Here is a 15054-nt window from a genome sequence, read left to right on the forward strand (position 1 = left end):
CCGCTTGCTCGCGCCACAACACCTCCCTGTGGTTATGGGTCTGCTTTCGCGGGGACAGCGTGGCGGGCCGCGCGATCAATCGCGAACTCGCCGGCACTCACGGCCGGCGGCACACCAGATCGATCTCGATCAGTGCATCATAGGCAAGCCCGGTGACGCCGACGCAAGTGCGTGCCGGCAGGCGGTTCGGCGGGAAATAGCTGCGATAGGTTTCGTTCATCGCGGCGTAGTCTTCCTTGAAGCGCGTGAGATAGATGCGCGACATCACGATGTGCTCGAAGCCGAGACCGAGACCCTCGAGCACAACGCGCAGATTTTCCATCACCGCCTTGGTCTGCGCGACGATGCCATCAGGCAATACGCCGGGGGTTGCGGACGTATCCGGCATCTGGCCGGTGACGAAGACAAAGCCGTCGGTCTCGACTGCGTGGCTGAAGGGCGCCACGGGTTTTGGCCCGCCGGCGATCATGTGAAACTTCAATCTCGGTATCCTTCTGTTATGGCGACGTAGCCACGTCCTCGAACAGCCGCTTGCTCAGGATTGCGTGCACGCCCCAATTGCCATCGACGACCTGGGTGACGCCGAAATCGACCGCCGCCGACATCAGCGCGATCGCCTCGTCCTCGGTGAGACCCTTGATGTTCATCAGGAAGCGCCGCATCTTGCGGAAAGCGTCCTTCATCGCGAGGTCGAGCGAGGACGTCGCATAGACCTCGCTCTGCCCCTGCGCACCGAACTCGGCGAGATAGTTCGGATGGCTGAAGCCGGTCAACACCCAATCGGTCGCGGTCTCGATCAGGGGATAGCTGAGATCGGCAAACGGTTGGCCGGCCAGATTGCCCTTCTTGTGCAGGATCACCTGGAACGTGCCGGTCATCGAGCATTCGATCGCCGTTCCGCTCAACTCTCCGTCGCCTTGGGCTGCATGGGGATCGCCGACCGAGAGCAGCGCGCCTGGCACCGAGACCGGCAGATAGACGGTCGCCCCCTTGCCGAGCCGCCAATTGTCCAGGTTGCCGCCGAAATAGGACGGCGGTACGGAATCAACGAAGTCGAGCTCGCGCGGCGCGACCGCAATCACACCGAAATGCGGCCGTAGCGGAATGCGGATGCCGTCTAGCACGGCGTGCCGGCGCCTCACCGAACCAGGCGCGACGGGAATGCCGGGATAATCGTAGGTCGTATGAACCACGCCGAATGGATCGGTCTGCGGCTCCCAGCGGTAGGAATAGAGCGCACGCGCATGCGGCGTCTCGTCATGAAAGATCTCGTAGATCGTCACGGCTTCGCGCGGCTTGGGGCCGGCCAGGAACTCGTTGTAGTGATAGCCCCACCACGCCGCGACGCTGGAGCCGAATACCCTGCCCTCATAGTGCGGATTGCCGCTCGGCCGCGGCGCGATATCGAGGATGCGCACCTCCAGGACATCGCCGGGCTGTGCATCCTTCACGGCGATCGGCCCGGTGCAGATGTGCACGCCGAAGCCCTCGCCCGCGCCACGCCCGAACACCGAGGCGTCCATCGGACCGGCGCCGCGCCGGTCGACATTCTTGCGCTGCTTGCTCCAGCCGAACACGCTTTCGGCGCCAGGATCGCCCGCGATCATTCTATCAGGGTCGTCAGAGGCATGCTGCGTCAGGGTTTCGATCGTGATCGTGTCGCCGGAATTGATCTCGGCCTGAGGTGCAAGCGTGCGGCTGAAATAGCCCCAATGCACGCGGCTCGCGTCAACGGAGAGATGATGGTGGGCTGGGCGGCCCTCGCACTTACCTTCCTGCGCCGGGGTCGGCGTGCCAGCCGCGATATTTCTGCCGACGCTCGATGGCTGATGCGTTCGCAATTGCGCAAGCGCCTCCTGCGGCCAGCCGCGCTGACCCGCGGCGATCGACGATGGCGCTGCGCGCTCGGCCTCCTGCTGGCGAAACTCGCGCGGCGGCAGACCAAAGCGATGACGGAACGCGCGGCTGAAATGCGCGGAGTCGCTGAAGCCATAGCGATAGGCGATCTCCGAGATCGATCGATGCGCCTCCGCCGGGTTCGACAGATCGGACCAGGCGCGCTGCAGCCGGCGCTCGCGTACATAGTGCGAGAAATTGTCGCCGACGCCCTCGAACAGCTTTTGCAGGTAGCGCTCGGAAATCCCTTCCGCCTGCGCGACACGCGACGGCGCAAGCTCGGGGTTGTCGAGGTTGCGCTCGATGGTCTGGCAAATCCGGTGCAGGGTCGCAGCTTGCGTGGCGGTACCGGCGACCTCTGACGCGGGAGAGGTGGACTGGTGCGCGAGCGTCAGCAGGAGATCGACGAGGCTTTGTGCAATAGCGGCCCATTCGAGGTCGCTCAGCGTTTCCAGGGTGCGGGAGGTTGCATCCAGCAATCGCGAGAACACATCGGCAAAACCGGCGGGCGCGACGACGCGGGCTTCGGACGCGATCGGCCTGCCGATGAGGCGGCCGTGCCGCGCTTCGGCTGTAACTGATAGGATGATCGCCCGCATGTCGCGCTGGAACATCAGGCTCCAGTCGCCCTGGCGCGGCAGCAGCAGGAGATGGCCGACGGGAACGATACGATGGCTTCCGCCTTGCCGCAGCATCGCGCCGTCCTCGATCGGGAGCAGCACGATCGGTAACCCCTCGCCCGATTGCGGCAGCGGCGCGATCCCCTGCGATCCCGCGGCGATCCGCGTAAGCGCCACGCCTGCGGCGTTGCGATGCGAGGCCGTCGCGTGACCGTCGTCGAATGCGCTTGCTGAAGCCGGCTGCAGCCCGACCGCGGCCAGGACGTCCCGCCAGGCCTCCAGGCGGTCGTCGCGCGCGTAGGATTCACTCGTGAACGGACGGAAGCTCATCGGTTCGACCCAATCAGGGCCGATCGAAGCAACCCGCGTGCCAGACAAGCGCAGTCCTCCGCCAAAATGGCGGCGTCAAAACGACGCCAGTGAATTCAACCCGCGATCAAAAGCAGCCCATTCTCAATGCATTAGTCGCACCTGAAGACGTTCTTGCGGATCGTGCCGTGGACGCCCCAATTGGCGTCGACCACCTGGGTGACGCCGAAATCGGCGCCGACCGACATCAGCGAAATCGCCTCATCTTCGCTCAGCCGGTGCACGGTCATCAGGAACCGCCGCAGCTTGCGGAACGCATCGCGCATCGCACGGTCGAGGCTGGAGCGGTTGGCAATCTCCGTCTGCGCATCGACGCCAAGCTCGGCGAGATAGTTCGGATAGGTGAAGCCATAGACTGACCAGGCATGATCAGTCTCCAACATCGGATGCGCGAGGCCCTCGCGCGCGGTTCCGCCGAGATCATTCTTCTTGTGCAGGATGAATTCGAAATCCCCGGTCAGCGAGGTCTCGATCGCGGTGCCGCCGAGTTCGCTGTCGCCTTGCGCGGCGTGGGGATCGCCGACCGAGAAGAACGCGCCGGGGACGGCCACCGGATAATACATCCGCGCGCCCTTCCCGATCCGCCAGTCGTCGATATTGCCGCCGGTATAGCTCGGCGGGATCGAGCTGACATAGTCGGCCTCCGACGGCGCAAGCCCCATGGTTCCGAAATGCAGCCGCGCCGGCACCTTGACGCCGGTGAGGATGTTCTCGCGCTTGCGGATGGTCGCATGGTCGACCCGCACGCCGGGATAGTCGATGGTGGCGTGCACGATGCCATCAGGGTCGGTCTGCGGCGTCCAGACGTAGTTGTAGACGGCTTTCGCGAACGGCTCGCCCGAGGTGTCGAGCTCGAAGATCGTGATCACCTCGCGCGGCTTCGGCTCCTCGATGAGATCGTGATAATGGAAGCCCCAATTGGCTGCGGCGTTCGAGCCGAAACAACGGCCGGCGTGGCAGGCGCTGCAGCTCGGGCGCGGCCTGATGTCGAGGATCCGCACCTCCAGGACGTCGCCGGGCTCGGCGTTTTCAATTGCGACCGGCCCGGTGAGAAGGTGCACGCCAAGCCCCTCGCCGGCGCCGCGAATGAACGGCCCCTCGGTCGGGCCGGAGCCGCGGCGCGCCACCCCCTTGTGCTCACGTGTCCAGTGGAACACGCTCTCGGCGCCTGGATCGCCGGCGATCATCCGCTCGTAATCGTCGTTGGCGTGATGGGTCAGCGTCTCGATGGTGGCGCGGTCGCCCGAACGCAGCGTCAGCGCCGGCGCGACCTTCTTGCTGAAGTAGCCCCAGTGAACGGTGGCCGGCGAGACCGGCAGGGTAAAGTGCCTCATGCAAGTGCCTCTTCAGGGGATCGGAACGATCGAAGTTCTGGCGCGTGACACTTCATCTCACCGCCTCCGGCGTCTCGTCGGCTTCCATCACGCTGAGGAAGCGCGCGGTGACGGGGTTGCGCGGGTTGGAGAGCACCTCATGTGCCGGGCCCTCCTCCAGGATCCGTCCGCCGCTAAGGAAGGCGACGCGGTCGGCCACTTCGTCAGCGAAGCGGATCTGATGCGTCGAAATGATCATGGTCAGGCCATCGTCGATGGCGAGCCGCCGGATCACTTCCAGGACTTCGTTGACGAGTTCGGGATCGAGCGCCGAAGTCGGCTCGTCCAGAAGCAGCACACTCGGGTTTGGCGCCAGCGCGCGGGCGATCGCCACCCGCTGCTGTTGCCCGCCTGACAGATGCCGCGGCAGTGCGTCGGCGCGATGGCTCAAGCCGACGCGGTCGAGCAGTTCGCGCGCGCGACGGTCGGCATCAATTCGCGTCATGCCTTGGACCCAGCGCAAGGGTCCGGCGATGTTCTCCTTCGCCGTCAGGTGGCTGAACAGGTTGAACTGCTGGAACACCATGCCGACGCCGACGTTGGCGCGCTCATTGGCGATCGCGCGCGGCGACAGCAGCCTGCCGTGGTCGTCGAAGCCGAGCCGCCGTCCCCCGACATGCACCGTTCCGGCATCCCAATTCTCCAGATGATTGATGCAGCGGAGCAATGTGCTCTTGCCGGAGCCGCTGGGTCCGAGCAGCGCGATGACCTCGCCGACGCGAACCGTGAGATTCAAGCCATCGAGCACATCTTGCTCGCCATAGCTCTTGCGCAAATCCCTCACCTCGACCGCGATATTGTTGCGCGCGATCGTCGCGGTGCGCCTGGCCCGTTCCTCCGGCGTCAGCGTCCTGGACGGCGGCACCGGAATTTCCGGCTCTATGCCGGCCGCAACGTCGACCGCCGGCGCGGTCTTCTCGGCAAGCTCCAGCTTGGTCAGGAGATCGACCCGGCGCCAGGGCAGATAATCGGCAAGCTTGCGTTCACGCGAGGTACGATCGAGATCGAGCAACCATTCCAACGCGAGCTGGATGCCGCTGATTGCGCCGGTCAGCACGAGATAGATCAGGCCGGAGGCGAAGAAGATCGAGAAGAAATCGAAGGTCGAGGACGCAAGCTGCGTGCTTCGCAGCGTCAATTCCTGGACTGCGATCACGGAGGCCAGCGACGAATTCTTCAACGCGCTGACGGACTCATTGCCGAAGGCCGGGATCATGGTGCGGATCGCCTGCGGCGCGATCACCCGCCGCATCAGCACCGCGGGCGTCATGCCGAGCGCCTGTCCCGCGGCGATCTGTCCGCGCTCGACGCCGACCACGCCGGCGCGCAGCATCTCGGCGACGAACGGCGCCTCGTTGCAGGCGAGCGCGAGGCCGGCCGCCAGCACGGCCGGCAATTTGATGCCGATATGCGGCAGCGCGTCGTAGGCGAACACCATCTGCAGGATCAGCGGCGTGCCGCGGAAGATCACGGTGTAGCCGCGCGCGATCGCCGCCAGCCACCAGAACCGGCTGAGCTGCATCCAGGCCAGGATCAGCCCGAGGATCAGCCCACCTGCGAGCCCGAGGGCGGTCACCTCCAGGGTGAGCTCGATGCCCGCGAGCAGGTAAGGCAGGCTGAGATAGTGCAGGAACAGGGACATCAGTTGACGGTCAGCAGGCCCGGTTCCTTGAGATTGTCGGGATCAAGTCCCCACTTCTTGAGCAGCGCGAGCTGGTCGCCGGATTTGTAGATCTCCGTCAGTGCGGCCATCACAGCGTCGCGAAACTTCGGCTTGTTCTTGGGTACGGCGATGCCGACCGAATACGGGATCGTCACCGCGATCGCCTTCTCGAGCTTGTCCGGGTAGGCCTTCACCGCGTTATCGACGGTGTTGACGTCGTTGATGTAGGTGTCGGCGCGGCCGGCCAGGATCGCCTGGATGCAGTTGGCGTTGTTCTCGTAGAGCTGCAGCGTCGGCTCAGGCTTGCCGGCCGCTTTGCACTGGGGAACGAGGGCCTGCACCAGCGGCACCTCGACGAAGCCGGTATTTTCGGCCGCCGCCGCGCCACACAGCGAAAGATTGATGCCGTTGATGCCCTTCGGATTGCCCTTGGCGACCAGCACGCCGTCGAATACTTTCGAATAGGTGATGAAGTCAGCCGCCTTGGCGCGCTCCTCGGTCGCGTAGATGTCCGAGATCACGATGTCGGCTTGCCCGCTGGCCAACGTCGTCAGCAACGCGGCAAACGTCACCGCCTTGTAGGTCAACTTGAAGCCGAGGCATTCACCGATCATCTCGCCGAGATCGATGTCGAAGCCGATATATTTGCTGGGGTCTTTCGGGTCGATCGATTCATAGCCCGGCGTATGCGGGTTGATCGCGTTGACGAGCGTCTTGCCCTTCCAGTCCGGATATTTCTCCTGAAGCGCCGCGCATGCCGCCGGCGCCGCCGCCTGCGCGCTTAGCGGCGCCAGAAATCCCGCGGCGACGATCGCGCCCAGAATCGCCCGACGCCACGGAAGTGACGCGCGCCGTGCTTCCCCACAAAGCCATTTCTGCATGTTGCCAGCTCCTCCGACGTTGTCATGGCCACGGCCATGTTCCAAAGCTCGAAGGCAAGGCTACGGGGAACCGCTCCGCAAAAGCTTGTCTGGCGGCGTACAAAAAATTGGATGGAGCGGGCCTGCGGTTTGGGCAACGGCTGCTCAAATTGTATTCGGCGACAGCCCGACGTTTGGCGCGGGCGATTCATTACTCGAACACGGCGGCGCATGCGGCGCTCAGACTGGCCTTCTGCGGCTCAGGCAGGCGATGATGGCTTTCACGTTGGGGATTTCGCCGGCAAAAGCCGGTAGACGTCGGGGGTGCAGGCCCGGCGCTGCTCGGACGAGCCGAGCGCGTTGCCCGATCCGGCCGCGAACAGCGTGAGGAAAAGGCTGAGGGTGGACACCCGACGGGCGCGGCTTTTCAAGGCTGCCAGTCGCGTAACGCTTGCCTTCATGACCGCGTCTCCCTAAGCTCAAACCTGCCCTGCTCCGCCGCAGGCGTGATTGCGACTTACGCGAATTCATTTTGGTCAAATGTGATTTTTCTCACAGTGCGGTGGGACCGCGCCGGCAATAGCGTTCATACGACACTAGCAAGACTCTGGTAACCAAGTGAGGGGGCGGCTGCCGGATCGCTAAAATTGAAGCGATCCGCTCAATCCGCCTACAAACCCATTTTGCGACGTTGCGCTCACAACCCCCGGAGAGCGCAATGAGCGAAGCTGAATTTGATCTGGTGTTGGACGCCGTGCGAGCAGCCGTCGCCCCGACGCCGCAGGAGGATTTCATGGCTCAGCCATTGCCGCGCTTCCAGCCGCCGCCACGCCCCGCGAATGACAACCAGACGCCCTGGCCGCTCATCCCATTTCCGGATGGCTGGTTCGCCTCCTGCTAAAGAGCGCCACTCCCGCCATCCAGCCAAATCCAATCGCCGCCTGCAGAAAGGCGCTGTGTACCGCGGTGCCGGCGAGGTAGCCGGAGTTTCAGAATTCTGCAGGAACCGGTTCGGGGCCGGTTGCCTAAGTCCTTGAACCTCTGTATTGATCCGCCCCGCTTGGGGCCACGTGGCGGAGTGGTTACGCAACGGTCTGCAAAACCGTGTACACCAGTTCAATTCTGGTCGTGGCCTCCACTCATACAATCAATAGCTTACGCCTGATAGATGAGGCGTCGCTTTCATCGCTTCCGGCGACGAAAATCGCGCTTCTTCGGTTTTGGGGCGAGTTCCGGCATCGTCCGCTGCACCTGGCGATATCTTGCCAGCATCCGCTCAAAGCTGGCGTTCAGGGTTTCGGCAATGTCGGGCCGCTTTTCGAGCGCGGCGAGCAGCAGGCCGGCCGCCTCGATCGTGGAAAGTCCATCGCGGCGCGGTTCGCGGCGAAGCTGGCCGTAACGTGACGGCTGGCGGGGGCCCAGAATCACCCGCTGGCATTTCAACATCCAGGGATTGCGCCACCACAGCGCCTTGGCCTGGCTCCAGGTGCCATCGAGCAGCACGATGCCCTCGATGCGTCCGAGGATGCCGCGCTGGTTCGGCTCGAGTGCGCCCTTGCGGTCGATGGCGACGACCTCGGCTTCGGTGTCGAGATCGGCGACCTTGGCGGAGCCGAGATAGAGCACCGCCCAGCGCGACGGGTCAGCCACCGGTTGCTCCAGCGCCTTGGACAGGCTCGGCCAGGACAGCCCGATTCGTACCACCGCTTCCTCGAAATGGCGCGCGGTCAGCCGTGCGGTACCGAGCGCCCTATCCTGCTCCTGCGGATGCTGCAGGATCAGGACCCCAATCCGGTTCCCGATTGGCGTAACACTGTCGCAGATGCACAGCGGCATCGGCTTGCCGCAATGTGGACAGTCCGCGACCGGCTCGGCAAGGATTGTCTGATCTGATTCCGTCATCCGCCCGCTATACGCTACGCGGCCGCCAATTCAACTATTCCGCGGGCGCTGCCAGCGCGGCTGGTTCGGCGCGCCGCCGCAACCGGTCGATCAACAGGTAAATCACAGGCGTGGTGTAGAGCGTCAGGATCTGCGAAACGAACAGTCCGCCGATAATGGTGATGCCGAGCGGCCGGCGCAGCTCCGTCCCGGGACCGGTGGCGAGCACCAGCGGAATGCCGGCAAACAGCGCCGCCATGGTCGTCATCAGGATCGGCCGGAACCTTGCGCTGCAGGCCTCGAAGATCGCGTCCGCCGAAGACAGGCCGCGCTGCCGCTCGGCGTCCAGCGCGAAATCGACCATCATGATGCCGTTCTTCTTGACGATGCCGATCAAGAGGATGATGCCGACAAAGGCGATCACGGTCAGCGGCGTGCCGGTCAGTTGCAGCGCCAGCAGCGCGCCCAGCCCTGCGGACGGCAAGGTCGAGATGATTGTCAGCGGATGGGCCAGGCTCTCATAGAGCACCCCGAGCACGATATACATCGCAACCAGCGCCCCCAGGATCAGGAGCGGCTGCCTCCCGCTGGTCTTGTTGAAGTCGCCGGCGTTGCCGTCAAAGCTGCCACGAATGCCTTCAGGCATGTGCAATTCATCGACAGCGCGCTGGATATTCGACGTCGCCTCGTCCAGCGGCACGTTCGGCAGCAGATTGAATGAAACCGTGGTCGAGGGGAACGACTGCGTGTGGTAGACGGCCAGCGGCGCCAGCCCGCGCTGGTAATGGACGACGGCCGACAACGGCACCTGAACGCCGTTGGCGCCGGCCACGTAGATGCGCTCGAGATTGGCCGGATCGGTCTGGAATTTCGGATCGATCTCCAGCACCACCATGTATTGGTTGCGCTGGGTATAGACGATCGAGATCTGCCGCTGCGAGAACGCGTTGTTGAGCGCGTTGTCGATATCCTGCACGCGGACGCCGAGGCTTGAGGCGGTCTTGCGGTCGATCACCAAATTGAGCTGCAATCCGCCGGGGTCGCGATCGCTGGAGACGTCGGTGATACCTTCAACGGTCTCCATGCGCTTGGCGACGATCGGCGCCCACTTCTGCAACAAGTCGAGATCGGCGCTCGAGAGCGTGTACTGGTAGTCGGAATCGCTCTGTCGTCCGCCGGCGCGGACGTCCTGAGCCGCGAACATGAACAGGCGGATGCCCGGCACCGTGAACAGGTTGCGGCGCAGGCGATCGATCACAAGCTGCGTAGAAACTCCTCCCCGCTCCTCCGGCGACTTCAGGCTAATGAACATGGTGCCTCGGTTGGCGCCACCGCCCATCCCCCCGCTCCCGAGCGAAGAGCCGATTCCGGCGACCGCAGGATCGGCCATCACGATGTCGGCCACCTGTTGCTGCAATTTGAGCATGGCCTGGAACGAGGTGTCAGGCGATGCCCGCGTTGCGCCGATGACGAAGCCGCTGTCGTCGGTCGGGAAATAGCCCTTCGGCGTCTTGATGTAGAGCGTCACAGTCAGCGCGATCGTGGCGAAGAAGACGAGCAAGGTCAGGAACGGAAAATCGAGCACGCCGCGCAGCGTCCACATATAGAAGCGCACGATGCGCGACAGGGTTCCCTCGATCAGACGATCGAACCAGGTGGCGCGATCGGAGGTCGCTTCCTTGATGTAATGCGCACAGATCATCGGGGTGATCGTCAGCGACACCAGGGTCGAGACCAGGATGGCGAAGGTCAGCGTCAGCGAGAATTCACGCAACAGCCGGCCGACGATGCCGTCCATGAAGATCAGCGGCGTGAAGGCGGCGATCAGCGACAGCGAAATCGAAACCACGGTGAAGCCGATCTGCTTGGCCCCCTCCAGTGTCGCCGGATAAGGCGCCATGCCCTGCTCGAGATTGCGGTACATGTTCTCGATCATCACGATCGCGTCGTCGACCACGAAGCCGACGGAGATCGCCAGCGCCATCAGCGACAGATTGTCGATCGAGAAACCGGCGAGCCACATGCCGGCGCACGTGCCCGCGAGCGCCAGCGGCACCGAGACGCCCGCCGCAATCGTCGGCGTCAAGCGGCGCAGGAACACGAACACCACGACCATGACGGGCCCGGCCGTGGCAAGCAGCGTCAGTTGCATGTCGAGCACGCTGGCGCGGATGGTGCCGGTGCGGTCCACGAGGGTGGAAATCTCGAGACCGGCGGGGATCCACTGCTTCAGCTCCGGCAGCATCGCCGTCACACGGTTGACGGTGTCGATGACATTGGCGTCGCCCTGCTTGGTGATCTGGATCAGGACCGCCGGTTGCTTGTTGAACCAGGCGACCGAGCGGACGTTGCGCACGCTGTCTTCGATTTCGGCGACATCAGAGAGGCGGACGAAATTGCCGTTCGCACTCTTGATCAGGATGTTGCGGAACTCGGCGGCGGTTCGCATCTGCGGATTGATCGAGAGCGTCTCGCTCTGGCGGCCGCCATTGAAGATGCCGACCGGCCCGAGCGGATTGGCATTGACGATGGCCTGGCGGACGTCCTCCGTGGCAATGCCCGCATTCGACAGCGCCACCGGATTGAGCGAGATCCGGACCGCCGGCTGATCGGCGCCCGAGACCGTGACCTCGCCCACGCCCGGCACTTGCGAGATGCGCTGCGCGAGCACGGTATCCGCAACGTCGTACATCGCGCTGGTCGACATCGTCTTCGACGTCAGCGCCAGCACGAATACCGGCGCCGCCGCAGGATTGGCCTTCCTGAAGATCGGCAATGTCGGCAGGTCGGTCGGCAGATCCGCCATCGAGGCGTTGATTGCCGCCTGCACGTCGCGGGCGGCGCGATCGATGTTGCGACCGATCGCGAACTGCACCTGGATGCTGGTGCTGCCGAGCGAGCTGACCGACGTGATCTGCTCCACGTCCGCGATCTCGCCGAGCCGGCGCTCCAGCGGCGCCGCCACCGTCGCAGCCATCACCGACGGGTCGGCGCCCGGCCGCGATGCGAACACCCTGATCATCGGGAAATCGACGTTCGGAACCGACGCCACCGGCAGGAACTCGTACGCCACGATCCCGAGCAGGAAGAGCCCGATCGCCATGAGCGTGGTGCCGACCGGACGACGGATGAAGGGCTCCGAGATCGAGATCGATGCCATCACTGCATCCCCTCGGTCGCCCCCGCGACCGGCGGGCCCTGCGGCCCCGGGTCTGGCAGCGCGTGCTCGATCCTGCGGTTCAGCCGGTCGAGCGCGAGGTAGATCACGGGCGTCGTGTAGAGCGTCAGCAACTGGCTGAGCAGGAGGCCGCCGATGATGGAAATGCCGAGCGGGAAGCGCAGCTCGGCGCCGGTGCCGCTTTCGATCGCAAGCGGCAGCGCGCCGAACAGCGCCGCCAATGTCGTCATCATGATCGGCCGGAACCGCAGCAGGCAGGCCTGCACGATCGCGTCATAGGGCGACATGCCCTTGTGCCGCTCCGCCTCCAGCGCGAAGTCGATCATCATGATCGCGTTCTTCTTGACGATGCCCATCAGGAGAATGATTCCGATCAGGCCGATGACCGAAAGGTCCTGCCCGAACAGCATCAGCGCCAGGATGGCGCCGACGCCTGCCGAAGGCAGCGTCGACAGGATCGTGATCGGGTGGATGTAGCTCTCATAGAGCACGCCCAGCACGATGTAGATCGTGATGATCGCGGCGAGGATCAGCCAGGGCTGGCCGGCGAGCGATCTGGAAAATTCCGCAGCGTCGCCGGTATAGACCCCGACGATGCTGTTGGGCATGCCGATCCGGGTCTCGAGCGCCTTCACCGCTTCAACGGCATCGCCGAGCGCCTCGCCGGGCGCGAGGTTGAAGCTGAGCGACACCGCCGGGAATTGCGCCTGGTGCGAGATCGCGAGCGGCGCCGTGGTACGCGTCAGCGTCGCCACTGCCGACAGCGGCACCTGCGCGCCGTTCACGCCGGGCAAATACAGCTTGTCGAGGATCGATGGATCGCGCTGATACATCGGCAGCGCCTCCAGCACGACGCGGTACTGGTTGGCCTGTCCGTAAATGGTCGAAATCTGCCGCTGCGCGAACGCGTCGTTCAGGGTGTCGTTGACGGCCTGCAGGCTGACGCCGAGCTGGCCCGCGCGCTGGCGATTGATATCGAGCGCGGCCCGGAGGCCGGCCTCCTGCGCCTCCGACGACACGTCGCGGAACATCGGATCGCGCCGCATCTCGGCGACCAGCTTGCCCGCCCAGAGCGACACCTCTTTGGCGTCCGTGCCGTTCAGCGTGTACTGGTACTGCGACCGGCTCGACTGTGTCGAAATCTGCACGTCCTGCACCGGCTGGAAATAGATGGTCATGCCGGGGATCGACGCCGTCTTCTGCTTCAGCCGCGCCACCACCGTCGAAATGCCGTCACGCCGCTCGCCGAGCGGCCTGAGCGTCATCACGAGCCGGCCGACATTGGTGGTCGGGTTGACGGAGCCAGCGCCGATCACGGAAACCACGCCGGTCACGTCCGGGTCCGACTTGATCAGGTCCGCCGCCTTGGTCTGTCGGGCCTGCATTTCGGCGAAGGAGACGTCCGGGCCTGCCTCGGTCACCGCTGTTATCGATGACGTATCCTGCAGCGGCAGGAAGCCCTTTGGCGCGATCACATACATGAACAGCGTGAGCGCGATGGTGGCGAAGGTCACCAGCAGGGTCGCGCGCTGGCGCTGCAGCACCCACAGCAGCGTGCGGTGGTAGAACTCGACCATACGGTCGATGAAGCCGCTGATGGCGCCAAGGCCCGGCAGCACGAATTCCTCACCGACATGCTTCAAGAGGCGCGAGCACATCATCGGCGTCAACGTCAGCGAGACTACCGCCGAGGTCACCACCGCAATCGTCAGCGTCAGCGCAAATTCGCGGAACATGCGCCCGACCAGCCCGGACATGAACAACAGCGGGATGAAGACCGCGATCAGCGACAGCGTCAGCGAGATCACGGTGAAGCCGATCTCGCTCGCGCCCTTGAGCGCGGCTTCCATCACCGACTCGCCCTCCTCCATGTGGCGGACGATGTTCTCGATCATCACGATGGCGTCGTCGACCACGAATCCGGTGCCGATCGTCAGCGCCATCAGCGACAGATTGTCGAGGCTGAAGCCGGCAAAATACATGATGCCGAAGCTCGTGATCAAAGACAGCGGCAGCGCGACGCCCGCGATCAGCGTGGCGCGCAGGGAGCGCAGGAACAGCAGCACCACCAGCGTCACCAGCACGACGCTCAGGATCAGCGTAAACTGCACGTCGCGGACGGAGGCGCGGATGGTGACGGTGCGATCGCTGACGATGGTCAGGTTGACGCCGGCCGGAATCAGGCGTTGCAACCGCGGGATCTCGTCGCGGATCTGGCGGACGACCTCGATGACATTGGCGCCGGGTTGGCGCTGGATGTCGATGATGACCGCCGGGGTGCCCTGGTACCAGCCGCCGGTGCGGTCGTTCTCGAGCCCGTCGACGATCACGGCCACGTCGCCGATCGTCACCGGCGAGCCGTTGCGATAGGCGATGATGATCGGCTTGTAGGCCTCCGCTGCCGCGATCTGGTCGTTGGCGGCGATCGTGTAGGCTTGCTGCGCGCCGTCGAGCGATCCTTTCGGGCCCGAGACGTTGGCGCCGGCAATGGCGTTGCGCAGGTCCTCCATCGAGATGCCATAGGCCGCAAGCCGCGCCAGATCGGCCTGCACCCGCACCGCCGGTTTCAGCCCGCCGAGCACGGCGACGCGACCGACACCGGAAATTTGGCTCAGCCGCTGGCCAAGGATCGTGTCGGCGAGGTCGCTCATCGCGCGCAGCGAGATCGTCTCCGATGTCAGCGCCAGCGTCATGACCGGCGCATCCGCCGGATTCACTTTCGCGTACACCGGCGGGTATGGAAGATTCTTCGGCAATACCCCCGCGGCGGCATTGATCGCAGCCTGGACGTCCTGGGTCGCGCCATCGATGTCGCGGTTGAGATCGAACTGCAGCGAAATCTGGCTGACGCCGAACGAGCTGGTCGAATTCATCGACGACAGCGACGGGATCTGTCCGAGCTGGCGTTCGAGCGGTGCCGTGATCAGGGACGCGATCACATCGGGGCTGGCGCCCGGCAGTTGCGTCGACACCTGCACCGTCGGGAAGTCGACCTGCGGCAGCGCCGAGACCGGCAGCGCGAAATAGCCGAGCGCGCCGCCGATCAGAAGCGCGATCCCGAGCAGCGAGGTCGCGATCGGCCGGCGGATGAACGGTTCAGAGACGCCCATGGCTTTGCGTACTCGTCCTTGCGAAGTCAGACATTAATTTCAGCATGATCTTTTCGGAAAACCGGTTTCCATTTTTCCGGATCATGCTCTAGGTTGATCGTCCG

Annotated in this window: 9 protein-coding genes, 1 tRNA gene and 2 pseudogenes; 2 read left to right on the top strand and 10 right to left on the bottom strand. The window is 64.4% G+C overall.

Translation table 11 applies throughout. From position 1 onward, the window contains the following. Positions 1 to 97 precede the first annotated feature (97 nt). The 7 genes and pseudogenes from CWO89_RS13605 to CWO89_RS13630 all read right to left on the bottom strand — a co-directional run bounded on the left by CWO89_RS13605 (position 98) and on the right by CWO89_RS13630 (position 7242). Positions 98 to 481 carry a RidA family protein gene (locus tag CWO89_RS13605; protein ID WP_130579179.1) on the bottom strand — a complete coding sequence of 128 codons (384 nt, stop codon included), beginning with the start codon at positions 479 to 481 and terminating at the stop codon, positions 98 to 100. A gap of 16 nt (positions 482 to 497) precedes the next feature. After that, a pseudogene (locus CWO89_RS49505) lies at positions 498 to 1751 on the bottom strand (acetamidase/formamidase family protein); the annotation flags it as partial. 74 nt (positions 1752 to 1825) lie between these two features. Beyond that, positions 1826 to 2846, bottom strand: a pseudogene (locus CWO89_RS49510) (helix-turn-helix domain-containing protein); the annotation flags it as partial. A gap of 131 nt (positions 2847 to 2977) precedes the next feature. Further along, a complete protein-coding gene (locus CWO89_RS13615) occupies positions 2978 to 4219 on the bottom strand; it encodes an acetamidase/formamidase family protein (RefSeq protein ID WP_130579181.1) in 1242 nt (413 codons plus the stop codon). A 52-nt stretch (positions 4220 to 4271) separates the two neighbouring features. Beyond that, the gene (locus CWO89_RS13620) at positions 4272 to 5900 is read right to left on the bottom strand and encodes an amino acid ABC transporter permease/ATP-binding protein (RefSeq protein WP_130579183.1); all 1629 of its coding nucleotides are present in this window, start codon (positions 5898 to 5900) and stop codon (positions 4272 to 4274) included. Beyond that, positions 5900 to 6802 (bottom strand): ABC transporter substrate-binding protein, encoded by a 903-nt coding sequence (locus tag CWO89_RS13625; RefSeq protein ID WP_130579185.1) that lies wholly within the window; start codon positions 6800 to 6802, stop codon positions 5900 to 5902. Before CWO89_RS13625 ends, CWO89_RS13620 begins: the two co-directional genes overlap by 1 nt. Positions 6803 to 7062: 260 nt before the next feature. Next, the gene (locus tag CWO89_RS13630; protein ID WP_245476142.1) at positions 7063 to 7242 is read right to left on the bottom strand and encodes a hypothetical protein; all 180 of its coding nucleotides are present in this window, start codon (positions 7240 to 7242) and stop codon (positions 7063 to 7065) included. Positions 7243 to 7499: 257 nt separating this feature from the next. Here CWO89_RS13630 and CWO89_RS13635 point away from each other — a divergent pair, with 257 nt between their 5' ends. After that, entirely contained in the window at positions 7500 to 7682 is a 183-nt protein-coding gene (locus CWO89_RS13635; protein WP_130579187.1) for a hypothetical protein, read from the top strand. Between the two features lie 163 nt (positions 7683 to 7845). Further along, positions 7846 to 7919, top strand: a tRNA-Cys gene (locus CWO89_RS13640). Between the two features lie 44 nt (positions 7920 to 7963). Here CWO89_RS13640 and CWO89_RS13645 read toward each other — a convergent pair. From CWO89_RS13645 to CWO89_RS13655, 3 genes are read right to left on the bottom strand one after another with little or no spacing between them, the layout of a single operon-like run. Next, complete coding sequence (locus CWO89_RS13645) at positions 7964 to 8683, bottom strand: tRNA-uridine aminocarboxypropyltransferase (protein ID WP_130579189.1); 720 nt, start codon at positions 8681 to 8683, stop codon at positions 7964 to 7966. Positions 8684 to 8717: 34 nt separating this feature from the next. Beyond that, positions 8718 to 11822 carry an efflux RND transporter permease subunit gene (locus CWO89_RS13650; RefSeq protein WP_130579191.1) on the bottom strand — a complete coding sequence of 1035 codons (3105 nt, stop codon included), beginning with the start codon at positions 11820 to 11822 and terminating at the stop codon, positions 8718 to 8720. Beyond that, positions 11822 to 14950, bottom strand: a complete 3129-nt coding sequence (locus tag CWO89_RS13655; RefSeq protein WP_130579194.1) for an efflux RND transporter permease subunit — start codon at positions 14948 to 14950, stop codon at positions 11822 to 11824. Before CWO89_RS13655 ends, CWO89_RS13650 begins: the two co-directional genes overlap by 1 nt. Between the last annotated feature and the right edge of the window lie 104 nt (positions 14951 to 15054).

The sequence above is a fragment of the Bradyrhizobium sp. Leo170 genome (genome assembly GCF_004296405.1).
GTDB lineage: Bacteria > Pseudomonadota > Alphaproteobacteria > Rhizobiales > Xanthobacteraceae > Bradyrhizobium.